Source organism: Microbacterium sp. NPDC058062, assembly GCF_042885375.1.
Taxonomy (GTDB): domain Bacteria; phylum Actinomycetota; class Actinomycetes; order Actinomycetales; family Microbacteriaceae; genus Microbacterium; species Microbacterium trichothecenolyticum_C.
Genome location: NZ_JBHVSC010000001.1, coordinates 901137 through 924684 on the forward strand (window position 1 = coordinate 901137; position 23548 = coordinate 924684).

The 23548-nt window shown below is 70.1% G+C and carries 19 protein-coding genes; 6 read left to right on the plus strand and 13 right to left on the minus strand.

Annotation, left to right across the window (positions count from 1 at the left end):
• Positions 1-14 precede the first annotated feature (14 nt).
• From ACFVSU_RS04100 to ACFVSU_RS04120, 5 genes are all read right to left on the minus strand, one after another.
• Positions 15-1799 (minus strand): peptidoglycan D,D-transpeptidase FtsI family protein, encoded by a 1785-nt coding sequence (locus tag ACFVSU_RS04100; protein WP_387138370.1) that lies wholly within the window; start codon positions 1797-1799, stop codon positions 15-17.
• A gap of 68 nt (positions 1800-1867) precedes the next feature.
• Entirely contained in the window at positions 1868-2467 is a 600-nt protein-coding gene (locus ACFVSU_RS04105) for a hypothetical protein (RefSeq protein ID WP_387138373.1), read from the minus strand.
• Positions 2464-3432 carry a 16S rRNA (cytosine(1402)-N(4))-methyltransferase RsmH gene (rsmH, locus tag ACFVSU_RS04110; protein ID WP_387138719.1) on the minus strand — a complete coding sequence of 323 codons (969 nt, stop codon included), beginning with the start codon at positions 3430-3432 and terminating at the stop codon, positions 2464-2466. Before rsmH ends, ACFVSU_RS04105 begins: the two co-directional genes overlap by 4 nt.
• Positions 3433-3538: 106 nt before the next feature.
• A complete protein-coding gene (gene mraZ / locus ACFVSU_RS04115) occupies positions 3539-3970 on the minus strand; it encodes a division/cell wall cluster transcriptional repressor MraZ (protein ID WP_056367092.1) in 432 nt (143 codons plus the stop codon).
• Between the two features lie 197 nt (positions 3971-4167).
• Positions 4168-4533: a DUF3040 domain-containing protein gene (locus ACFVSU_RS04120; RefSeq protein WP_310290296.1), complete on the minus strand. Its 366-nt coding sequence runs from the start codon at positions 4531-4533 to the stop codon at positions 4168-4170.
• A gap of 111 nt (positions 4534-4644) precedes the next feature.
• Between ACFVSU_RS04120 and ACFVSU_RS04125 the strand changes: the two genes are divergently transcribed.
• A complete protein-coding gene (locus ACFVSU_RS04125) occupies positions 4645-5691 on the plus strand; it encodes a polyprenyl synthetase family protein (protein ID WP_387138722.1) in 1047 nt (348 codons plus the stop codon).
• Position 5692: 1 nt separating this feature from the next.
• On the opposite strand, the gene ACFVSU_RS04130 is transcribed toward ACFVSU_RS04125, so the two are convergent.
• Entirely contained in the window at positions 5693-6043 is a 351-nt protein-coding gene (locus tag ACFVSU_RS04130; RefSeq protein ID WP_387138378.1) for an Rv2175c family DNA-binding protein, read from the minus strand.
• Positions 6044-6258: 215 nt separating this feature from the next.
• On the opposite strand from ACFVSU_RS04130, the gene ACFVSU_RS04135 reads away from it, so the two are divergent.
• Entirely contained in the window at positions 6259-7410 is a 1152-nt protein-coding gene (locus tag ACFVSU_RS04135) for a LysM peptidoglycan-binding domain-containing protein (protein ID WP_387138725.1), read from the plus strand.
• A gap of 80 nt (positions 7411-7490) precedes the next feature.
• Positions 7491-9446, plus strand: coding sequence for a Stk1 family PASTA domain-containing Ser/Thr kinase (gene pknB / locus ACFVSU_RS04140; protein WP_387138381.1), 1956 nt, complete (start codon positions 7491-7493; stop codon positions 9444-9446).
• 71 nt (positions 9447-9517) lie between these two features.
• Here pknB and ACFVSU_RS04145 read toward each other — a convergent pair whose 3' ends face one another.
• The 3 genes from ACFVSU_RS04145 to ACFVSU_RS04155 all read right to left on the minus strand — a co-directional run bounded on the left by ACFVSU_RS04145 (position 9518) and on the right by ACFVSU_RS04155 (position 12547).
• The gene (locus tag ACFVSU_RS04145; protein WP_387138384.1) at positions 9518-10855 is read right to left on the minus strand and encodes a class II 3-deoxy-7-phosphoheptulonate synthase; all 1338 of its coding nucleotides are present in this window, start codon (positions 10853-10855) and stop codon (positions 9518-9520) included.
• 62 nt (positions 10856-10917) lie between these two features.
• Positions 10918-11607: a lysophospholipid acyltransferase family protein gene (locus ACFVSU_RS04150; protein WP_310249578.1), complete on the minus strand. Its 690-nt coding sequence runs from the start codon at positions 11605-11607 to the stop codon at positions 10918-10920.
• A 4-nt stretch (positions 11608-11611) separates the two neighbouring features.
• Positions 11612-12547 (minus strand): ROK family glucokinase, encoded by a 936-nt coding sequence (locus tag ACFVSU_RS04155; protein ID WP_387138728.1) that lies wholly within the window; start codon positions 12545-12547, stop codon positions 11612-11614.
• Between the two features lie 152 nt (positions 12548-12699).
• Between ACFVSU_RS04155 and ACFVSU_RS04160 the strand changes: the two genes are divergently transcribed.
• On the plus strand, positions 12700-14526 hold the full coding sequence (locus tag ACFVSU_RS04160; RefSeq protein ID WP_387138388.1) for an AMP-dependent synthetase/ligase: 1827 nt from the start codon (positions 12700-12702) through the stop codon (positions 14524-14526).
• Between the two features lie 60 nt (positions 14527-14586).
• Here ACFVSU_RS04160 and def read toward each other — a convergent pair whose 3' ends face one another.
• The 3 genes from def to ACFVSU_RS04175 are packed head-to-tail and all read right to left on the minus strand — an operon-like array spanning position 14587 to position 20672.
• Positions 14587-15078 (minus strand): peptide deformylase, encoded by a 492-nt coding sequence (def, locus tag ACFVSU_RS04165; protein WP_387138391.1) that lies wholly within the window; start codon positions 15076-15078, stop codon positions 14587-14589.
• 8 nt (positions 15079-15086) lie between these two features.
• Positions 15087-17213 (minus strand): AAA family ATPase, encoded by a 2127-nt coding sequence (locus ACFVSU_RS04170; protein WP_387138394.1) that lies wholly within the window; start codon positions 17211-17213, stop codon positions 15087-15089.
• A gap of 51 nt (positions 17214-17264) precedes the next feature.
• The gene (locus ACFVSU_RS04175) at positions 17265-20672 is read right to left on the minus strand and encodes a pyruvate carboxylase (RefSeq protein ID WP_387138398.1); all 3408 of its coding nucleotides are present in this window, start codon (positions 20670-20672) and stop codon (positions 17265-17267) included.
• A gap of 86 nt (positions 20673-20758) precedes the next feature.
• Here ACFVSU_RS04175 and ACFVSU_RS04180 point away from each other — a divergent pair, with 86 nt between their 5' ends.
• Both ACFVSU_RS04180 and ACFVSU_RS04185 read left to right on the plus strand, forming a co-directional pair.
• Positions 20759-21568, plus strand: coding sequence for a ParA family protein (locus tag ACFVSU_RS04180; protein WP_310290271.1), 810 nt, complete (start codon positions 20759-20761; stop codon positions 21566-21568).
• Positions 21569-21698: 130 nt separating this feature from the next.
• Positions 21699-22913 (plus strand): trans-sulfuration enzyme family protein, encoded by a 1215-nt coding sequence (locus ACFVSU_RS04185; protein WP_387138403.1) that lies wholly within the window; start codon positions 21699-21701, stop codon positions 22911-22913.
• A gap of 26 nt (positions 22914-22939) precedes the next feature.
• Here ACFVSU_RS04185 and ACFVSU_RS04190 read toward each other — a convergent pair whose 3' ends face one another.
• Positions 22940-23482, minus strand: a complete 543-nt coding sequence (locus ACFVSU_RS04190) for a MerR family transcriptional regulator (protein WP_310290266.1) — start codon at positions 23480-23482, stop codon at positions 22940-22942.
• Positions 23483-23548 lie beyond the last annotated feature (66 nt).

The following is a 23548-nucleotide window of genomic DNA, read 5'->3' on the forward strand; positions in this document are numbered from 1 at the left end:
GGAAGCTCGGGACACTACCCGAACTTGGGCAGCAGCTCCGGCGACGTCGTCGAGGGCATGACGCGGTAGGTCTTGAGAACCTGGGTCATGGCCTTCTGGAACGCGGTCGCGTTGGCCGCAGACGATGTTACCTTCGTCGGCTCGTCGAGGGTGACGACGACCACGTATTCGGGGTCGTCGGCGGGGGCGAATCCGACCATCGTCGTGTAGTACACGCCGGCCTTGTAGTTGCCCTGGCCGTCGCTCTTCTCACCGGTGCCCGTCTTGCCGCCGAGGCGGTAGCCGGGGATGGCGACCGTCTTGGCGTAGGGCGCCTGCAGGAACACGTTCTCGAGCATCTCGCGCATCTCGGCGGAGGTGCCCTCGCTGATGACCCGCTCGGGCTCCGCCACCTCGGGCTCGACGACGGTGCCGTCGGCCTTCGTGCACGACTCGATGATCTGCAGCGGCATCTTGACGCCGCCGTTCACAATTGCGCCGTACGCGCGGGCGAGCTCGGGCATGGTCGTCGTGACGCCCTGACCGAACGAGGTGTTGAGGGTGGTCTGCGCGCCCCACTGGTCCGCGGGGTAGATGAGACCCTGCCCCTCGCCGGGATACCCGGAGGCCGTGCTGTCGCCGATCCCGAACCGCTTGAAGTAGTCGTAGCGCGTCTGCTTGTCGACCTTCTGGCTGAACTTCGAGATGCCCGCGTTCGAGGAGTCGATGAGCACGCCGGTGAGGGTGTAGGTGTTCGCCGGGTGCTGGAACGAGTCGCGCACGCGCGCGCCCCCGTCGAAGTTCTCGAGGCTCGAGGCCACGACGGTGGAGTTCGGCGTCTGCCCCCCGGCGTCGATGACCGTCGCCGCTGTCAGGCCCTTGAACGTGGACCCCGGCTCGAACGTGCCGAGGAAGATGCTGCTCGTGCGGTCCTTCACCTCGGCGGCTTCGAAGTCGTTGGGGTCAACGGTCGGGTACTCCGCGGCCGCCCTCACCTTGCCGGTCTTGACCTCGTAGACGAGGATCGCGCCGCGCTGCGCGGCCATCGTCTGCGTCTGCTCGGCGATGAGCTGCTGCGTGTACCACTGCAGATCGCGGTCGATCGTCAGCTGCAGCGTGCCGCCGTCCGTCGCGGGTGTCTCCAGCTCGGTGCCCGGGATGACGACGCCGTCCTTGCCCTTCTCGTACGTCCGCGTGCCGTTCGTCGCGGCGAGGCAGGCGTTCTGCGACTTCTCCAGGCTCTCGAGCGGCGTCCCGTCGGAGCCGACGAAGCCGATGAGATTGCCGGCGACCGCACCGTCGGGGTATGTGCGCGCCGGGTGCGAGACGCACGCGATGTAGGGCGTCTTGAGGTCGGCCAGGGCGCGGAACTGCTCGGTCGAGACCCCCTTCTTCAGCACCGCGTACTGCGAGTTCGGGTCCTCCGCGAGAGCGGTGCCGACGATCGCGCGGACCTCTTCCGGCGTCTGGCCCGTGATCTCGGCCACGTCGTTCGACACGTCCGCCCAGAGCCGGTCGTCCGACTTCTTCTCGAGCACCTGCTCGTCGATCTGGGTGATGAGCAGCGGCGACAGCTGGCAGTCGTAGCGGAGGATGCTGCCCGCCAGGGTCTGCCCGTTCGTGTCGACGATCGAGCCGCGCGTGCCGTAGAGCGTCTGCTGTCCCGCGAAGGCGACGTCGAGCGAGTCCTTGATGTGGTCGTCGGCGTTCACGACCTGGATGTCGACGAGCCGGACGATGAATCCTGCCAGCACGGCCAGGACGACGGCGAGGGCCACGACGGTGCGGCGGCGGGGGCTTCTCGTGCTTCGTGTCGTCATCTGCGTCTCGTGCTCTGCGCCTCGTGCAGTGGGGCGTCTCGATCGGTTCTCGGCTCGGCGTCGTCGCTTCAGTGTGTGCTCGGGGTGGGCAATCCGTCCGTGAGCGGGGGCGGAGTGTTGCCGACTCCGCCGTCGGGCGTCTCGTCGACCTGGACCGGCAGCCCGTCGATCGTGGCGTCGGGCACGGTCACCAGAGGTGTGTTCGTGATGAGCGCGTTGGGCACGGATCCGCGGCCGATCGCGTCGACCGACGACGTGCCCATGGCGACCTCGGACGGACCGAGGATCGCTCCGTCGCTCAGCCGCAGATAGCTGGGCGCCTCGTTGATGACCATGCCGAGGGCCGCGGCGTTCGCCGCCAGGTACTGCGGCGAGCTGAGCCCTGCGACGTCGTCGTAGAGGATCTGCTTCTCGTACGTGAGGTCGCGCTGCTCCTTCGTCAGGGCGGCGATCTCGTACGTCCCCTGTGTCGTCATGATCGACAGCGACATCTGGGCGGCGCCGATGAGGAACGCCCCCAGCACCGCGACGATGCCGTAGAAGAGCTTCGGGCGACGCCGGCGCGCCGGCGCATCGAGCACCCGCAGGCGGCGGCGCGGGGCATCCGTCCTCTCCGGAGCGACGGCCCTCCCGAGACGAGTGGTCACGGCGTTCGCGATCGTGCTCATGAGGCACCCTCCGCGTGCTCGGGCCTCACGCGCTCAGCGGCTCGGAGGCGCACCGGCGTCGCGCGGGGATTGACCGCGCGCTCCTCGTCGGTGGCGAGCTCGGCACCTTTGACGAGCAGTCGGAACTTGGGCGCGTGCTCCGGCAGCTCGACGGGCAGGCCCTTGGGCGCGGTCGACGCCGAAGCCTCGGCGAACGCGCGCTTGATGAGGCGATCCTCGAGGGACTGGTACGACAGCACGACGATGCGGCCGCCGACCGGCACGATGCCGAGGGCCGAGGGCACGGCGCGCTCGAGCACGGACAGCTCGCGGTTGACCTCGATGCGCAGCGCCTGGAACACGCGCTTGGCAGGGTGTCCCGTGCGCTGCACGGCGGCCGGCGTCGCCGCCTGCAGGATCTCGACCAGCCGGCCGGACCGATCGATCGGCGCCTCGGCACGTGCGGCGATGATCGCGCGCGCATAGCGGCCCGCCAGCTTCTCCTCGCCGTAGCGCTCGAAGATGCGCCGCAGATCGCCTTCGCCGTAGGTGGCGAGGATGTCGGCCGCCGTCGTGCCCGCCGACTGGTCCATGCGCATGTCGAGCGGTGCATCCTGTGCGTACGCGAAGCCGCGGTCGGCGACGTCGAGCTGCAGCGACGAGACGCCCAGATCGAACAGGATGCCGTCAGCTGCGGCGAACCCGCTGGCTGTCACCGCATCCGCGATGCCGTCGTAGACGGTGTGCACGAGGTGCACGCGGTCGCCGAAGGGTGCGAGACGCTCCCCCGCGATGCGGAGGGCGTCGGTGTCGCGGTCGAGGCCGACGAGCTGAAGCTTCGGGAAGCGCTGCAGGAAGGCCTCGGAATGCCCGCCCATGCCGAGCGTGGCATCGACGAAGACGGCGCCGTCGCGCTCGAGCGCGGGAGCCAGCAGCTCGATGCAGCGCTCCAGCATGACCGGGGTGTGGATGTCGCGCAGGTTCATAGTCACCTGGCAGTCCTGGTCCCCAGGCCCTGATCCCCATCCGCTCCGACCTGGCACCGGGGAAGTGGCGACAGGGCACGAGCAGCTGGGAGTCACGGCCGAGGGCTCAGAACAGGCCCGGAATCACCTCCTGCTCCAGCTCGGCGTAGCTCTCTTCGTTGGCCTCGGCGTAGGTGTTCCACGCCGTGGCGTCCCAGATCTCGGCATGGGCGCCTACGCCGGTGACGACGAGGTCGCGCTCCAAGCCGGCGTATGCGCGCAGCGGAGGGGGGATCGTGATGCGGTTCTGACTGTCGGGCTTCTCGGCGCTCGCGCCGGAGAGGAACATGCGAAGGAAGTCGCGCGCCTGCTTGTTCGCGAGCGGCGCCTCGCGGATGCGGTCGTGCACCCGTTCGAACTCCTTCTCGCTGAACACGTACAGGCAGCGATCCTGTCCGCGCGTCACGACGACACCCCCACCAAGGTCGTCGCGGAACTTCGCCGGGAGGATGACGCGCCCTTTGTCATCGAGCTTGGGTGTGTGCGTGCCCAAAAGCATCGGTACATCACACCCCCTTCGTCCGGCCCCCCGGGTTGTGCGCCACTTTACTCCACTCTCCTCCACTTCGCTACCGATTTGTGATCTGGCGCTCCCTCACTCCCCTCCCGAGGGCATGTAGGGACGGTGCGAGGGCAACAAAAAAGCACCGACCCGAAGGTCGGTGCTTCTCGTGCCGGTTCAGGCGGCGGGGACGCTCAGCGCTCCTCCTGCCGCTTGTCCCAGCGGTCGTTCATGCGGTCCATGAACGAAGAGCTGTTCTGGGGTTTGGCGGGTCGGTCGGGCTCGACGCGCATCTTGCCGGGACCACGGCCCGGCGTGACGGCGAGGAGCACCCCGCCCAGCATCACGACGAATCCGATGACGCCGACGACGATCAACTGCTGCGATACCCCGACGATGAGACCGCCGAGTCCGAGCAGCACGAGGATCGTGCCGTAGACGATGTTGCGATAGCTCAGAGTGCGTCCGTCGCGGGGCGCGCTGACGACATCCGCGTCGTTGCGCATGAGATGGCGTTCCATCTCGTCCAGCAGGCGCTGCTCCTGTTCGGAGAGTGGCATGCTTCCCCCTCTGTACTTCGGTGGCTCGATTGTACGCGTGCCGTTCCTCACTAGGCTAGGCCCGTGTCCGCCCCTGTTGAGCCGATCGAAGCCATTTCCCAGCGAGTGGACATGTTCATCTCGGCTCAACGCGGGAGTGTGGCCGACGCGGGCCCCGAAGCGGCGCGATTCGTCGCCGCGGGAGCGGCTGCCGTCACCGGCGGAAAGCGCCTTCGCGGACGCTTCTGCCTCTCCGGGTGGAGGGCAGTGGAGGAAGCCACGGGCCCCGCCGGCGCGCCGCCCGCCCCGGTGATCGCCGCAGCTGCCGCCCTCGAGGTGTTCCATGCGGCCGCCCTCGTGCACGACGACCTCATCGACAACTCCGACACGCGCCGCGGCCGCCCGTCGGCGCATCGCGCACTCGAGGCCGGGCACCGCGGCTCGGGATGGCTCGGCGATGCCGACGCCTTCGGCCGCTCGGGTGCGATCCTGCTCGGCGATCTGCTCGTCGCGTGGAGCGACGACCTCCTCGAGGAGGGCCTCGCCGAGACCTCCGCCGAGCGGGCAGCGGCCGCGCGGGCCCAGTACGCGCTGATGCGCCGCGAGGTCACCCTCGGGCAGTTCCTCGACGTCGCCGAGGAGTCCGCCTTCGCGAGCGAGCCCGACGACCGGCACGCCGAGCGGGCGCTGCGCGTGGCGTCCTTCAAATCCGCGCGCTACAGCGTGCAGCAGCCGCTCGCGATCGGCGCGGCGCTCGCGGGAGCGGATGCTGCGCAGGCAGCCGCCCTCGCCGCGTTCGGGCATCCTCTCGGCATGGCGTTCCAGCTGCGCGACGACGTGCTCGGCGTGTTCGGCGACGAGGCCGCCACCGGCAAGCCGTCCGGCGACGACCTGCGCGAGGGCAAGCGCACCGTCCTCATCGCGTACGCCCGGGAGGCGCTCGCGCCCAACGCGCGCCGCATCGTCGACGAGCTCGTCGGCGATCCCGATCTCGACGCGGCGCAGATCGCGTCGCTGCAGCAGACGATCATCGACACCGGAGCGCTCGACCGCGTCGAGCGGCTCATCGCCGACTACGCCCACGAGGCCGATCGCGCCCTGTCGGGGGCACGGCTGGGCAACGCGGCCGTCGGCGAGCTGCGCGACCTCGCGCGGGCCGCGACCGTCCGCACGACCTGAGTCAGGCGAGGGTGCGCGCGACCCGGCGGACCTCGCTCTTGCGCCCGGCGAGGAGCGACTCGATCGGGGCATGGCCGAGGGACTCCTCCGGAGACAGCAGCCAGTCGATCGCCTCGTCGTCCGAGAACCCGGCGTCGTGCAGCACGAAAACGGTGCCCCGCAGCGACGACAGGGGATGCCCGTCGACCACGAACACCGACGGCACCTTGAAGACGCCGTCGCGCTTGGACCCGACGAGGTAGTAGTCGTCGAGCAGCCGGCGAACGCGGCCGAGCGGTTCGCCGAGCACCTCCACGAGGTCGGGCAGGGTGAGCCAATCGGTCTCGAAGCTCGGAGCGGCGTCAGAGGTCACGAAAGCAACTATCTCAGATCGGATCGGGCACTCGTCCACCGCACTCTGGCCACATCAGTAACAGAAGCCCCTCCTAATAACACCTGTTGACACCAATAAACATCCGTGACACGGTTCTCGGAGTCGACTGAGGGGGGAAACTCGTGCGACAGGTCCGCAGTACCACGAATCGTGTCCAGCAGGCGTTCATCCCGTCGCGCGTGCTCCTCACCGGTGTGCCGGTGGCCGTCGCCGGGTCGATCGCCCTGACGCTGTCGGCGGTGCCCGCCCATGCGGCGACGACGGATACTGCGCCCCTGAGCGTGCCGCGCACGTTCGGCGCGACGGCCGCGAGCGTCCCCCGGGTCGCCGCACTGCCCGCTGTTCGTGTGACCACCGAGACCGCACCTGCGGCGTACACCGTGCAGCGCGGCGACACGGTGAGCCGCATCGCGGCGCGCTTCGGGCTCCGCACAAACGACGTGCTCGCCCTCAACGGGCTCGGGTGGTCGTCGACCATCTACCCGGGCCAGGTGCTCAAGCTCAGCGCAGCGGCCGCCGCAGCCCCGGCGCCGGCTGCGCCCGCACCTGCCCCGTCCACCGGCACGTACACCGTGCAGGGCGGCGACACGGTCAGCGCGATCGCCAAGCGGCACGGCATCACGACGAACGCGGTGCTCTCGGCCAACGGGCTCGGCTGGTCGTCGATCATCTACCCCGGGCAGACCATCAAGATCCCCGGCGCGGCCGCACCCGCGGCATCCGCTCCCGCACCGGCACCCGCCCCGGCGCCCGCTCCCGCGCCGAACACGTCGGCGGGCGGTTCGCACACCATCGCGGCGGGCGAGACGATCAGCTCGATCGCGAAGCGGTACGGCGTGACGACGAACGCCGTGCTCTCGGCCAACGGGCTCGGCTGGTCGTCGATCATCTACCCCGGGCAGACCATCAAGATCCCGGGCTCGGCGCCGTCGGTGCCCGGGCTCACCGCCGAGCAGGCCGCCAACGCGCAGCTGATCGTCCGCATCGGCCGTGAACTCGGCGTCTCGAACCGCGGCATCGCCATCGCCCTCGGCACCGCGATGCAGGAGTCGTCGCTGCGCAATGTGACGTATGGCGACCGCGATTCGCTCGGCCTGTTCCAGCAGCGTCCCAGCTACGGCTGGGGCACCGCCGCGGAGGTGCAGGATGCCGCGCGCGCGACGCGCGTCTTCTTCGGCGGCGCCGGCGACCCCAACGGGTCGCGCACGCGCGGACTGCTCGACATCCCCGGCTGGGAGAGCCTGACCTTCACACAGGCCGCTCAGGCCGTGCAGATCTCGGCGTACCCCGACGCGTATGCGAAGTGGGAGGCTTCGGCCCACTCCTGGCTCGCGGCGCTCGGCTGAGCCGAGGCATCCGTCACAATGCGGTCTCGCCGGGTGAGCCGCTCCGCCGGCTCGCAGGCACGGATCCGTAGACTCTCAGGGTGAGCACGAGTCAGCAGACGGACCCGCTGATCGGCCGTCTCGTCGACGGCCGGTACCGGGTGCGTGCTCGCATCGCCCGCGGCGGCATGGCCACGGTGTACGTGGCGACCGATCTGCGGCTGGAGCGGCGGGTCGCGCTCAAGGTGATGCATTCGCATCTGAGCGATGACACCGTCTTCCAGAGCCGGTTCATCCAGGAGGCCCGCGCGGCCGCCCGCCTCGCCGATCCGCACGTCGTCAACGTGTTCGATCAGGGCCAGGACGGCGACATGGCGTACCTCGTCATGGAGTACCTGCCCGGCATCACGCTGCGCGAGCTTCTGCGCGAGCAGCGCCGGCTGACCATCCCGCAGGCGGTGTCGATCCTCGACGCCGTGCTGTCGGGCCTCGCCGCCGCGCACAAGGCCGGCATCGTGCACCGCGACGTCAAGCCCGAGAACGTGCTCCTCGCCGAGGACGGCCGCATCAAGATCGGCGACTTCGGCCTCGCGCGGGCCACGACCGCGAACACCGCGTCGGGCGCGCAGCTGCTCGGCACGATCGCGTACCTCGCCCCCGAGCTGGTCACGCGCGGCACGGCAGACGCCCGCAGCGACATCTACGCCATCGGCATCATGCTGTACGAGATGCTCACCGGCGAGCAGCCCTACAAGGGCGAGCAGCCGATGCAGATCGCGTTCCAGCACGCCACCGACTCGGTGCCGCGCCCGAGCGTCAAGAACCCGGGCGTTCCCGAGCCCCTCGACGAGCTCGTGCTGTGGGCGACCGAGAAGTCGCCCGACGAGCGGCCCGTCGACGCGCGCGAGATGCTGCAGCGCCTGCACGACATCGAGCGCGAACTGGGCATCTCCCCCGTCGTCACCCGCACCGGCCCGATCGGCATCGTCCGCGACGACATCGCCGCGACCGGCGAGCTCACGGCGGTGCTGCCCGGAACCCCGACCGGCCCCATCGCGACGATGGCGGAGGTCGACAACGCCGGCCGGCTCCGCCGCGCCACGCAGCGCCGCCGGTCCCGGGGCGCCTGGCTCATCGTGCTCGCGCTCGTGCTCGCCGCGCTCGCGGGCGGGCTCGGGTGGTGGTTCGGCTCCGGACCCGGGTCGATGGTCGCCGTCGCCGATGTCACGGGCATGAGCTTCGACGAGGCGTCCGCACGCCTCCAGCAGGACTCCCTCGTCGCCGTGCAGCAGGGCGAGTACAGCCTCGAGGTCGCGACGGGCCAGGTCATCCGCAGCGACCCCGGCGGCGGCACCCGCGTCGACAAGGGCGCCGAGGTGAACGTGTACGTCTCGCTCGGCCCGCAGGAGGCGACGTTCCCGTCGTTCTCGGGAATGCCCGATGCCGACGCGCGCGCGGCTCTGCAGGCCCAGTCCGTATCCGTACCCGACGAGAGCGCCAAGTTCTTCACCGACGCCGCCCCCGACGCCGTGATCGGCGTGGTCATCCGTCCCGCGGGCGCGCCCGAGGACGGATCGCAGGACGTCGCGTGCCTGGACGGCTGTACCGTCCACCAGGGCGACACCGCACGTCTGCAGGTGTCGCTCGGGCCGATCCCGAACGTCGCGGGCGAGAGCGAAGGCAAGGCGCGCAGCACCCTCGAGGGTCTCGGGCTCGTCGTCGCCGACCCCAGTCAGACCGAGTCCAGCGACTCGGTGAAGGCCGACCGCGTCATCCGCCTGATCGGCAAGGAGGACGGCACCCCGCTCGCTCCCGGCGACACGGTGACCCTCGTCGTGTCGACCGGTCCCGCGCTGTTCGAGGTCCCGGACTTCGAGGACATGACGCTGGCCGAGGCCCGCCAGGCCGCCGCGGACGCCGGATTCACGATCGACTACGACGACCGCTGGGACGCCTTCCCCGACCCGTTCACCAAGGTCGAGTCGCAGAAGCCGGACGCCGGCGACATGCAGCCCAAGGGCACCGTCATCTCGCTGCGCATCGCTGCCGCCCTCTGACGCAGAACAGAGAGATCCCGGATGCCTCCGGCCGAGGCATCCGGGATCTTCTTCGCGTGGGGCGCGAGAGGTCAGCGCTTCTCGAGCTCCTCGGCGACGAGGAAGGCGAGCTCGAGCGACTGCATGTGGTTCAGGCGCGGGTCGCACAGCGACTCGTAGCGGGTCGCGAGGGTGGCCTCGTCGATCTGCTCGGAGCCGCCGAGGCACTCGGTGACGTCGTCACCGGTGAGCTCGACGTGGATGCCGCCGGGGAACGTGCCGACCGAGCGGTGCGCCTCGAAGAAGCCGCGGACTTCGTCGACGACGTCGTCGAAGCGACGCGTCTTGTAGCCGGTCGGGGTCGTGATGCCGTTGCCGTGCATCGGGTCGGTCACCCACAGCGGGGTCGCGCCCGAGTCCTTCACGGCCTCGAGCAGCGGCGGCAGCGCGTCGCGGATCTTGCCGGCGCCCATGCGCGTGATGAACGTGAGGCGGCCGGGCTCGCGGTTCGGGTCGAGCTTGTCGATGAGCGCGAGCGCCGTGTCGGGCGACGTGGTCGGGCCGAGCTTCACGCCGATGGGGTTGCGGATCTTCGAGAAGTAGTCGACGTGCGCGCCGTCGAGTTCGCGGGTGCGCTCGCCGATCCACAGGAAGTGCGCCGACGTGTTGTACGGCGTGTTCGTGCGCGAGTCGATGCGCGTCATGGGCCGCTCGTAGTCCATGAGCAGGCCCTCGTGACCGGTGTAGAACTCGACGCGCTTCAGCTCGTCGAAGTCGGCGCCGGCGGCCTCCATGAACTTGATGGCGCGGTCGATCTCGGTCGCGAGGCGCTCGTACTGCTGGTTGGCGGGGTTCTGCGCGAAGCCCTTGTTCCAGGAGTGCACCTCGCGGAGGTCGGCGAAGCCGCCCTGTGTGAACGCGCGGATGAGATTGATGGTCGACGCGGCCGTGTGGTAGCCCTTGAGCAGCCGGTTCGGGTCCGCCTTGCGCGACGCCTCGGTGAAGTCGTAGCCGTTGACGATGTCGCCGCGGTAGGCCGGCAGGGTGACGTCGCCACGGGTCTCGGTGTCGCTCGAACGGGGCTTGGCGAACTGACCCGCCATGCGGCCCATCTTGACGACGGGCATCGAGGCGCCGTACGTGAGCACGACGGCCATCTGCAGGACCGTCTTGATGCGGTTGCGGATCTGCTCGGCGGTGGCGCCGGCGAAGGTCTCGGCGCAGTCGCCGCCCTGGAGCAGGAACGCGTTGCCCGACGCGGCACGCGCGAGGCGGTCGCGGAGGTTGTCGACCTCACCGGCGAAGACGAGCGGCGGCAGGGTCGCCAGTTCGGCGGATGCCTCCGCCACCGCGTCCGCGTCATACCACTGCGGCTGCTGCTTGATGGGCAGGGTCCGCCAATGGTCGAGTGCGTCGAGGTGCTGGAGCATCCCCCGATTCTAGCCGCGGGACGCGGGGCACCGGCGCCGCGTGACGACCGGCCACTCCGCGTTCAGCGGGTCTTCGTCTTGAGCCGGTCCTTGACGGTCGACGCGTACACGTCGTCGTACTCCTGCTCCCCCAGCCGCTGCAGCGCGACCATGATCTCGTCGGTGATCGAGCGCAGGATGTAGCGGTCGCCCTCCATGCCCTCGAAGCGCGAGAAGTCGAGGGGCTCGCCCACGACGATGCCGACCCGCACGATCCGAGGCACCGTGGTGCCGATCGGCATCATCGTGTCGGTGTCGACCATGACCACGGGCACCACCGGCACGTGCGCTTCGAGCGCCATGCGCGCGATGCCGGTGCGGCCGCGGTAGAGCTTGCCGTCGGGGCTGCGGGTGCCCTCGGGGTAGATGCCGAGGAGGTCGCCCCGACCCAGCACCTGCAGTCCCGTGTTGAGGGATGCCTCGGACGCCTTGCCGCCCGAACGGTCGATGGGGAGCTGACCCGTGCCCTTGAAGAACATGCGGGTCGCCCAGCCCTTGAGACCCTTGCCGGTGAAGTAGTCGCTCTTGGCGAGGAACGCGACCGGCCGGTCGAGCATGAGCGGCAGGAAGATCGAGTCCACGAACGAGAGGTGGTTGCTCGCGAGGATCGCGGCGCCCTCGGCGGGGACGTTGCGACGGCCGACGATCCACGGGCGCCAGATCGCCTTGACGATCGGTCCGATGACCACGTATTTCATCAGCCAGTAGAACATCGCGCTACGCCTCTGTCCCCGCGAGATCGGCCGCTCCGATCAGGCCCGCGTCGTTGACGAGCTTCGCGATCTTGAAGGTCGCGATCGGGCGGTCGCCGTAACCCGGCAGCGACTTCTCGTACGCGACGCGCATCGGCTCGAGGAGGGCGTCGCCGAGCTGGGCGACCCCGCCGCCGATGACGAAGAGCTCGGGGTCGAGCACCGCCTGGAACCCGCCGCACGCCTCGCCGAGCGCGGTCGCGACGCGACGCAGCGCCTCGGCGGCACCGGGGTCGCCCGCGAGCACGAGGCGCGACACCGCCGGTCCACTGATCTTGCCGTTCTCGGCGCGGTGGGCCGCCAGCGCGGCGCCGATGCCGCCGCCGTCGGCGATGTCGTTGGCCTCGCGCTGCAGGGCGCGGCCGGACGCATACTGCTCGAGGCATCCGTGCTGACCGCAGCCGCACAGGATGCCGTCGCGGATGAAGCGGATGTGGCCGAGCTCGGCGGCGACGCCGTGACCGCCGCGGAAGAGCTCGCCGTCGAGGACGATGGCGCCGCCGACGCCGGTGCCCATCGTGAGCATCACCATGTGCTCGACGCCGCGGCCGGCGCCGAAGCGGAACTCGGCCCACCCGGCGGCGTTCGCGTCGTTCTCGATGGTGACCGGCAGGCCGATGCCCGCTTCGAGGGTCGCCTTGAGTGGCTCGTTGTGCCACGCGATGTTGGGGGCGTGGATGACGGTCGCCCGGTCGCGATCGATGAAGCCGGCCGCCGCGACACCCACGGCGGCGACCTCGTGCGCGCCGCGGAAGTAGCGGGCCATGTCGACCACGGCCTGGGCGAGCGCGGCGGTGTCGGTGGGGGTGTCGACGCGGAGCTGTTCGACGATGGTGCCGTCGGAGTCGACGACCCCGCCCGCGATCTTGGTTCCGCCGATGTCGATGCCGACCTTGAGCACGTTCTCCCTCTCCATCCGCCGCACGCGCGACAGCGCCTTGAAGTCTATCCAGGCAGTGCTCTCCACATCCCCCGCTGAGTCCGATGTGACACCTGATTAGACTCGGATGAGATCCACCCGAGATTAAGTCGTCCGGTACCGAAGGAGCTGCCGTGGTTCAATTCGAAGTCCCCGCTATCGTCCCTGCCGACCCGCAGGCGAACATCACCGACCTCCTGGTCGAGCGCGTCAAGGCGACGCCGAACCTCGCGCTGTTCGCCGTGCCCGAGGGCGACGGCTGGCGCGACATCACCGCTGCCGAGTTCCAGAAGCAGGTCATCGCACTGGCCAAGGGCTTCGTCGCCGGCGGCATCGAGCCCGGCGACAAGGTGGGCTTCATCGCCCGTACCACCTATGAGTGGACGCTCGTCGACTTCGCGCTGTTCTATGCCGGCGCGGTCATGGTGCCGATCTACGAGACCAGCTCGAGCGCGCAGATCGCGTGGAACCTCACCGACTCGGGCGCCGTGGCGATCATCACCGAGCTTCCCGACCACACCGCCCGCTTCGCCGAGGCCCGTGCCGAGCTGCCGCTCATCCGCTCCGCGTGGGAGATGCACAGCGGCGACCTCGACAAGCTCGTCACCGAGGGAGCCGGGGTCTCGGACGACGAGATCGAGCGGCGCCGCAATCTCGCCAACGGCGCCGACATCGCCACCCTCATCTACACGTCCGGCTCTACCGGGCGTCCCAAGGGCTGCGTGCTGACCCACAGCAACTTCGTCGAGCTCACGCGCAACGCCGCCCGCTCCAACCGCGAGGTCTTCGAGACGCCGGGCGCCTCGACGCTGCTGTTCATCACGACGGCCCACGTGTTCGCGCGGTTCATCTCGATCCTCGACATCCAGGCGGGCGTGAAGACAGGCCACCAGCCCGACACGAAGCAGCTGCTGCCCGCCCTCGGCTCGTTCAAGCCGACGTTCCTCCTGGCCGTGCCGCGCGTGTTCGAGAAGGTCTACAACTCGGCCGAGCAGAAGGCCGAGGCCGGTGGCAAGGGCAAGATCTTCCGCGCCGCCGCCCACACCGCGATCGAGCACTCCCGCCTCCAGCAGGAGGGCAAGAAGATCCCGCTCGGCACGAAGATCAAGTTCGCGCTCTTCGACCGGCTGGTCTATTCGAAGCTGCGCACCGCGATGGGCGGACGCGTCGCCTATGCGGTCTCGGGCTCGGCACCGCTCGGCCCGCGACTCGGCCACTTCTTCCACAGCCTCGGGGTCAACATCCTCGAGGGCTACGGGCTCACCGAGACCACGGCACCCGCGACGGTCAACCAGGCGCGCAAGTCCAAGATCGGCACCGTCGGGCCCGTGATCCCGGGCGTGGGTGTCCGTCTCGCCGAGGACGGCGAGATCCAGGTGCGCGGCATCAACGTGTTCAAGGAGTACTGGCGCAATCCCGAGGCGACGGCCGCCACGTTCGACGGCGACTGGTTCAAGACCGGCGACATCGGCGCGTTCGATGACGAGGGCTTCCTCACGATCACCGGTCGCAAGAAGGAGATCCTCGTCACCGCGGGTGGCAAGAACGTCGCGCCGGCCGCGCTGGAGGATCCCATCCGCGCCAACCCGATCGTCGGGCAGGTCGTCGTCGTCGGCGACCAGAAGCCCTTCATCGCTGCGTTGGTCACGCTCGACCCCGAGATGCTGCCGGCGTGGCTGTCGAACAACAGCCTTCCGGCCGACATGTCACTCGCCGACGCTGCGAAGAACGACGCCGTGCGTGCCGAGGTCCAGCGGGCGATCGACATCGCGAACAAGAACGTGTCGCGCGCCGAGTCGATCCGCAAGTTCGTGATCCTTCCCACCGAATGGACGGAAGGCAGCGGACACCTCACGCCGAAGATGAGCATCAAGCGCAACGTGATCCTCGAGGACTTCGCGTCCGACGTCGAAGAGCTCTACTCGGTGCCGGTGAACACCACCAACGTCTCGCTCAGCTGAGCTCAGACACAGAAGAGGAGCGGATGCCGGGGACCCCGGCATCCGCTCCTCTTTCGTGTCTCAGAACCAGTCGGACTCGCGGATCTCGCGCATCGCGACGCGACGCTGCTCCTTCGTGAGCCGATCGAGGTACAGCGTGCCGTCGAGGTGATCGGTCTCGTGCTGGAGCGCCTGCGCGAGGAGGCCTTCGCCCTCGAGCACGATCTCGTTGCCGTCGAGGTCGATGCCGACGACCTTCGCCCACGGGTAGCGGACGGCGTCATGCCAGAGGCCGGGCACCGACAGGCAGCCCTCGCCGATGGCCTCGGGCTCTCCGGACACCTCGACCAGCACCGGGTTGAGGACGTAGCCGATGTCGCCGTCGATGTTGTAGCTGAAGGCGCGCAGGCCGACGCCGATCTGCGGCGCGGCCACGCCGGCGCGGCCGGGCAGCTCGACGGTGTCCACGAGGTCGCGGACGAGGGCGCGCACGCCGTCGTCGATCTCACCGATAGGGGTGCTGACGGATTTCAGGACGGGGTCGCCGAAGACACGGATGGGACGGACTGCCATCGGATGCCTCAGGCCGCCGATGCGAGCGAACGGAGGCCCTCGACCACGGTCGCGGCGAGCTGACGGGCGGCCTCGCGCGTCGCGGGCTGCAGCTCGCGGAACACGATGGCGCTGCCCGCCGCGATGTGCGGGTCGTACGGCACGCGCACGACCGCGCGCACGCGGGTGCGGAAGTGCGATTCCAGCTCGTCGAGCTGGACCAGCGGATGCCCCGGCCGCGCGTTGTTCAGCACGACCACGGCGCTGCGCACCTTGTCGGCGTAGCCGTTGGTCTCGAGCCACGTCAGCGTCTCGGAGGCGAGACGGGCCTCGTCTACGCTCAGGCCGGCGACGATCACTATCTGGTCGGCGAGGTCGAGTGTGGCGCCCATCACCGAGTGGACGATGCCGGTCCCGGTGTCGGTGAGCACCACCGAGTAGTAGTGGGCCGCGAGGGCCGCGACATCCCGGTAGTCGGCGTCGTTGAACGCCTCCGACACACGCGGGTCGGTGTCGGACGCGACGACGTCGAGGCGCGTCTCGTCGCGCGCGACGATGCCCGACAGGTCGTTGAAGCCGACGACCTCGGGGCTCATGCGCACGAGATCGCGCACGGTCTTGCCGCTGTCACGGGTGATGCGCTCGGCGAGCGTGCCACGGTCGGGGTTCGCGTCGATGGCGATCACGCGGTCGTCGCGGGCGTCGGCCAGCGCCTGGCCCAGCAGCGTGGTCACGGTCGTCTTGCCGACGCCGCCCTTGCGCGACAGCACCGGGACGAACCGGGCGCCGCCGGTGAGCGGGGCGGCGATGCGGCGGTCGAGGTCCTTTCGGGCCTTCGCACGCTTGCTGTCGCCCAGGTTGATGCGCTTCCCCGAGATCGAGTACACGAAGTGCTGCCACGCGCCCTCGGGCTCGGGACGGATCACCTGGTGCGGATCGAGCAGCCGATCGGCGGTGAGCAGGTCAGCGGTCTCGCGGCCGGCCTCGAATTCGCCGAGGCGCTTCGAGGTCAGGGCGACGTCGCCGCGCGGGAAGCCCGCGCGTTCGACGGCCGTGCGCTCCACGACCGGCTGGGCGCCGGTGTGGTTGGCCTCACGGCGGGTGGCGGGCGCCGGACCGGTGGCCGTCTTCGCGGCGGCGGCCGCCGCAGGCACCGATGGCCGGGCGGGCGCCGGCTTGGGCGCTGCCGGCGCCGGCGTCGCGGCTGCCTTGTCGTCGTCGGCCGGGGTCTTGGCGCTCATGGGCTCCTCCACGGGGTCGTCGGCCCTGATGACATCGTCTCCCGTTGCGGCGTTCTCCGCCAGGGCGGCCTCCACGCCGTCGTCGGCGAGCTCGAGGTCGAACTCGGCAGGATCGAACTCGCCGTCGAAGTCCGCGTCCTCGAAGTCGACGGCGTCGAAGTCGGCGATCTCGAAGTCGTCGACGGCCGGCTCCGCGGGTGCGGGCTCGGCCGCTACGGGCTCGTCGGCGACGGCCACGGGCTCGTCAGCGACGGCCACGAGCTCTTCGGCGGCGGACTCGGGCTCTTCGGCGACGGCCGCAGGCTCGTCGGCGACGGCCGCAGGCTCGTCGGCGTCGGCCTCGGACTCGGACTCGTCGGCGACGGGCTCGGGCTCCTCGATGACAGGCTCCTTGGAGACGAGCTCCTCGGAGGCCGGCTCGAGCTCCTCGGCGTCGGCCGTCGGTTCCTCTGCCACCGGGTCAGGCTCGGCCACCGGCTCAGGCTCGGCCTCGTCGACCACGTCGGCGTCCTCGACGTCGAACTCGGCTTCGATCACCTCGACGATCTCGGCGTCCGCGATGTCCTCGACGGCGGGCGCCGGGGCGAAGCCCTCGCCCTCCACGGTCCACTCCTCGAGGTCGGCGGCGTTCTCGACGATCTCGGCCTCGGTGGTCTCGGTCAGGAACTCCTCGACCGGAGCCGGCTCGATGACCGGAAGATCGGCGTCGGCCGGGATCTCGATCACGAAGGGGACCTCGTCGTCGATGACGCCGTCGTCCTCGCGGTCGTCGTCGGATTCCGACGGCAGCTCGACGTTCACCTGCGCCGTCGCACCACCCAGGATGCCGAGACCGGTCGTGTCGATGCTTCCGGTGTCGGACAGCACGCCGTTCTCAGGCTCGTCGGGCGTGTGTTCGATGCGATCGGGCGTCACTGCGGAGCTCTCCTGAAAAGACGGCGTTTCGGGCGGATGCCGCCCTCCAGGTTACTGCGCCGGACGGATGACGACCAAAAGGTCGCCGGCGTCGACCTGCGAGGTCTCGGCGATCACGAGGCGCTCGACGACGCCGTCGACGGGTGCGGTGATCGCCGCCTCCATCTTCATGGCCTCGATCGACGCGACCGGCTGGCCGGCCGTGACGGTGTCGCCCGCCTTCGCCTTGAGGGTGACGACGCCCGAGAACGGCGCTGCGACCTGCCCCGGCTTCGACGTGTCGGCCTTCTCCGCCTGGCGCGCCTCGACCTTGATGCTGCGGTCCCGCACGAACACGGGACGCAGCTGACCGTTGAGGGTCGTCATGACGGTGCGCATGCCCTTGTCATCCGCCTCGCCGATCGCCTCGAGCCCGACATAGAGCTGCACGCCCGGGTCGATCTCGGCGACGTGCTCCTCCCCCGGCTTGAGGCCGTAGAGGTAGTCGGGGGTGCCGAGAGTGGCGAGGTCGCCGTAGGTCTCGCGGTTCTTCTCGAACTCGCGCGCGGGTCCGGGGAAGAGCAGACGATTGAGCGTGCGACGACGCGTCGCGGCGTCGCCCGAAAGGCCCTCGTGCTCCTCGGCCGTGAGCGGCGGGATGTCGATCGAGATCGTGCGGCCCGCGAGCACCTTCGTGCGGAAGGGCTCGGGCCAGCCACCCGGCAGGTCGCCGAGCTCTCCCGCCATGAAGCCCACCACCGAGTCGGGGATGTCGTAATTCTGGGGGTTCGCCTCGAAATCGGCGGGATCGGCGCGCACGGCCACGAGCGCGAGCGCGAGGTCTCCGACGACCTTCGACGACGGCGTCACCTTGGGGATGCGCCCCAGGATGCGGTCGGCCGCCGCGTACATGTCCTCGATGAGCTCGAAGTCGTCGGCGAGACCGAGGGCGATCGCCTGCTGACGTAGGTTCGACAGCTGCCCACCCGGGATCTCGTGGTGGTAGACGCGGCCCGTCGGCGACGCGAGGCCGGACTCAAACGGACGGTAGAGGTGGCGCACGCCCTCCCAGTACGGCTCGAGGTCGCTGACCGCCTGCAGGCTGAGGCCGGTGTCGCGGTCGGTGTGGGCGAGCGCGGCGACCAGCGCAGAGAGCGACGGCTGGCTCGTGGTTCCCGACATCGGGGCGGCTGCAGCATCCACCGCGTCCACTCCCGCGGCACTCGCCGCGAGCAGTGTCGCGAGCTGACCGCCCGCGGTGTCGTGCGTGTGCAGGTGCACCGGAAGGTCGAAGTTCTCGCGCAGCGCCGTGACGAGCTTCGCCGCGGCCGCCGGACGCACGAGGCCGGCCATGTCCTTGATGGCGAGGATGTGCGCGCCCGACTCGACGATCTGCTCGGCGAGGCGCAGGTAGTAGTCGAGCGTGTACAGCTTCTCGGACGGGTCGAGCAGATCGGATGTGTAGCAGAGCGCGACCTCGGCGATCGCGGTGCCCGTGGCGCGCACGGCGTCGATGGCCGGACGCATCTGCGACACGTCGTTCAGGGCGTCGAAGATGCGGAAGATATCGACGCCCGTGGCGGCCGCCTCGCGCACGAAGGCGTCGGTCACCTCGACGGGGCGCGGCGTGTAGCCGACGGTGTTGCGGCCGCGCAGCAGCATCTGGATCGGGATGTTCGGCATCGCGGCGCGCAGCGCCTCCAGGCGCTCCCACGGGTCCTCGGCGAGGAAGCGCAGCGCGACGTCGTAGGTCGCGCCGCCCCAGGCCTCGACCGACAGCAGCTGCGGCGTCATGCGCGCGACGTGCGGGCCGACGCGGACGAGGTCGCGCGTGCGCACGCGGGTGGCGAGCAGCGACTGGTGCGCGTCGCGGAAGGTCGTCTCGGTGACGGCGAGACCGCTCTGTGCGCGCAGCGCCCGGGCGAAGCCCTCGGGGCCGAGTTCGCGCAGGCGGTCGAGCGTGCCGGCGGGCGGCGGCGACGAGAGGTCGATGGCGGGCAGCTTGCTGCCGGGCGACACCGAGACGGGCTTCTCGCCGTACGGGCGGTTGACGGTGACGTCGCCGAGCCAGTTGAGGAGCTTCGTCGCACGGTCGCGCGACGGGTTGCTCGTGAGCAGCTCGGGCCGCTCGTCGATGAACGAGGTGCTGACGTCGCCCGCGACGAAGGCGGGGTCGTCGAGCACCGCGCGGAGGAACGGGATGTTCGTGGCGACACCGCGGATGCGGAACTCGGCCAGGGCGCGACGGGCGCGCGCGACGGCAGCCGGGAAGTCGCGGCCGCGGCACGTGAGCTTCGCGAGCATCGAGTCGAAGTGCGGGCTGATCTGCGAGCCGGCAGCGGTCGTGCCACCGTCGAGACGGATGCCGGCGCCACCGGGCGAGCGGTACGTGGTGATGCGCCCCGTGTCGGGACGGAAGCCCTGCGACGGGTCCTCGGTCGTGATGCGGCACTGCAGCGCCGCGCCGCGCAGCTGGATGCGGTCCTGCGTCAGGCCGAGGTCGGCGATCGTCTGGCCGGCGGCGATGCGCATCTGCGACTGCACGAGGTCGACGTCCGTCACCTCCTCGGTCACGGTGTGCTCGACCTGGATGCGCGGGTTCATCTCGATGAAGACGACCTCACCGGTGCGGGGGCCGGCGGTCTCGAGGAGGAACTCGACGGTGCCGGCGTTCTCGTAGCCGATCGACCGCGCGAACGCGACGGCGTAGCCGTGGAGCGCGTCGCGGATGGCGGGGTCGAGGTTCGGCGCCGGAGCGATCTCGATCACCTTCTGGTGGCGGCGCTGCACCGAACAGTCGCGCTCGAACAGGTGCACGGTCTCGCCGGTCTTGTCGGCGAGGATCTGCACCTCGACGTGACGAGGCCGCTGGACCGCCTGCTCGAGGAAGACCCGGGCGTCGCCGAAAGCGCTGCCCGCCTCGCGCATGGCCTCGGCCAGCGCGGGCGCGAGCTCTTCCTTGCGCTCCACCCGCCGCATCCCTCGTCCGCCGCCGCCGGCGACCGCCTTCACGAAGATCGGGAACCCGATGTCATCGGCCTGGGCGAGGAGCGCGTCGACGTCGTCGGATGCCTCCGTCGACCGCAGCACCGGTACGCCGGCCGCGACCGCGTGCTGCTTCGCGGTGACCTTGTTGCCGGCCATCTCGAGCACCTTCGAGGGCGGTCCGATGAAGGCGATGCCGTTCGCGGCCGCCTTCTCGGCGAGCTCCGGGTTCTCGGAGAGGAAGCCGTAGCCCGGGTAGATGGCGTCGGCACCGGCTGCGAGCGCGACGCGGACGATCTCGTCGACATCGAGGTAGGCGCGGACCGGATGGCCCTTCTCACCGATCTCGTATGACTCGTCGGCCTTCTGGCGGTGCAGGGAGCCGCGGTCCTCGAAGGGGAACACCGCGACGGTGCGCGCCCCCAGCTCATACGCGGCGCGGAATGCCCGGATGGCGATCTCGCCTCGGTTCGCGACCAGGATCTTGCGGAACATGAGACCTCCGTGTGCGGCGGCGCAGGCGGGGCCCGAAAAACGGGCTGAGTGTGCTCTCAGCCTAGGGGACGGTAACGTGGTGGCTTGTGCACGTCCTATCCGTCAGCTCGCTCAAGGGTGGCGTCGGCAAGACGACCGTGACTCTCGGACTCGCATCGGCGGCTTTCGCCCGCGGTGTCCGCACGCTCGTCGTCGACCTCGACCCGCAGTCCGACGTCTCGACGGGCATGGACATCCAGGTGGCCGGCCGCCTGAATGTCGCAGATGTCCTCGCCAACCCCAAGGAGAAGACGGTCCGTCAGGCCATCACCTCCAGCGGCTGGGCGAAGGTCCACCCGGGCACGATCGACGTCATGATCGGCAGCCCGTCGGCCATCAACTTCGACGGCCCCCACCCGAGCGTCCGCGACGTCTGGAAGCTCGAAGAGGCGCTCGCCACCATCGAGGCGGACTACGACCTCGTGCTCATCGACTGCGCGCCGTCGCTCAACGCCCTCACGCGCACCGCGTGGGCGGCCTCCGACCGGGTGATCGTCGTGACCGAGCCGGGTCTCTTCTCCGTGGCCGCCGCCGACCGCGCCCTGCGTGCGATCGAAGAGATCCGCCGCGGCCTCTCCCCCCGCCTGCAGCCGCTGGGCATCGTGGTCAACCGGGTCCGCCCGCAGTCGATCGAGCACCAGTTCCGCATCAAGGAGCTCCGCGACATGTTCGGCCCGCTCGTGCTGAGCCCGCAGCTGCCCGAGCGCACCTCGCTCCAGCAGGCGCAGGGCGCCGCGAAGCCGCTGCACATCTGGCCCGGCGACTCCGCCCAGGAGCTCGCCGCGGACTTCGACTCGCTGCTCGACCGCATCATGCGCACGGGCCGCATCCCGGTCCCGGAGGACTCGCGCTCCTGATTCATGGATGCTGCGCCCCGCAGCATCCGGGAGTCACCACTTTGCTCACCGGATGAGCACATTGCGCTAGTTGTGCACGTGCGGGTGGGCTCGACTTGCCATTCGTCGCGATTTCGCTGACCATATCGCCATGGCATCGATGACGCTGCACCCTGACAGCCTTGCCGTGCACGCCGGCCGCGACGATCTCGCGAGCCTGGGCGTTCACGCTCTCCCCCTCGACCTCTCGTCGACCAATCCCCTGCCGGGGATCGAACTCGGCGGCATGTCGTACGAGGTCCTCGCGACCGGCGGCCACCCCTTCGAGGGCGGGTCGAACGTCTACGCGCGCCTGTGGAACCCGACGGTCGCGCGCTTCGAGGAGGCTCTGGCGCGTCTCGAGCACGCCGAGGAGGCCGTCGCGTTCTCGTCCGGCATGGCCGCCGTCACCGCCGTGCTGCTGGCCCTCACGCACGAGTCCCAGAAGCGCCACGTCGTGGCCGTGCGTCCGCTGTACGGCGGCACCGACCATCTGCTCGCGTCGGGCCTGCTCGGCGTCGAGACCACGTTCTGCTCCCCCGACGATGTCGCCGCCGCACTGCGCGACGACACCGCGCTCGTCGTGCTCGAGAGCCCGGCGAACCCGACGCTCGAGCTCGTCGACATCCGGCGGGTGGCCGCGGCCGCCGGCGACGTCCCGGTGCTCGTCGACAACACCTTCGCGACCCCCGTGCTGCAGCACCCGCTCGACCTGGGCGCGTCGCTCTCGCTGCAGAGCGCGACGAAGTACCTCGGCGGCCACGGCGACGTCGTGGGCGGCGTCGTCGCGTGCGACGCGCGGCTCGCCGCGGCGCTGCGGCGCACCCGCGCCATCACCGGCGCGATCATGCATCCCCTCGCGGCATACCTCCTGCACCGCGGCCTGGCGACCCTTCCCGTGCGCATGCGCGCCCAGCAGGAGGGCGCGCGCGTCGTCGCGGAGTGGCTGCTCTCACGCCCGGAGGTCGCGCGTGTGCACTTCCCCGGGTTCGCCGACAGCGACCCTCGAGGCCTCATCGGCACCCAGCAGTCGGGTCCGGGCGCGATGATCGCGATCGAGCTCGCCGACGGTTTCGACGCCGCGGCGGCGCTGACGGCATCCGTCCAGCTCTTCACGCACGCGGTGTCGCTCGGCAGCGTCGACTCGCTCATCCAGCACCCGGCTGCGCTCACCCACCGGCCCGTCACCGCCGACGCGAAGCCCTCGGACGCGCTCGTGCGCCTCTCGATCGGCCTGGAGGATCCGGCCGACCTCATCGCCGACCTGGATCAGGCCCTCACCGCGACGGCGGGCGTGCGGGAGCGGGTGGAGTCCGCGCTGGGCTGACCCGGATCGGAGCGGTGCGGCGCGCCTTACGCGGAGCGTGCGGCGCGACGCACCGCGAGCTCGTCCATCGCGTCGGGCTTCTCGACCTCGAATTCGAGGAGCTCCGATTCGACCTCGCGCAGCACCTTGCCGACGGCGATGCCGAAGACACCCTGGCCGCGGCTGACGAGATCGATGACCTCGTCGTTCGACGTGCACAGATAGACGGATGCCCCGTCGCTCATGAGCGTCGTGCCCGCCAGGTCGCGGATGCCGGCAGCCCGAAGCTGGTCGACCGCGGTGCGGATCTGCTGCAGCGAGATGCCGGTGTCGAGCAGGCGCTTGACGAGCTTCAGCACGAGGATGTCGCGGAAGCCGTACAGTCGCTGCGAGCCCGATCCGCTGGCACCGCGGACGGTCGGCTGCACGAGCTCGGTGCGGGCCCAGTAGTCGAGCTGGCGGTAGGTGATGCCGGCGGCCTTGGCCGCAGCGGCGCCGCGGTAGCCGACCTCGTCATCCATAGCGGGAAGACCGTCGGTGAAGAGGAGTTCTGCACTGAACGGCTCGCCGGGAGCAACGTCTCCGGTCATGCTCGGACCCCCCTCCGGATCGAATAGTTCCACGCTAGATCAGCCTCCCCCTCGCGGCAACGACAT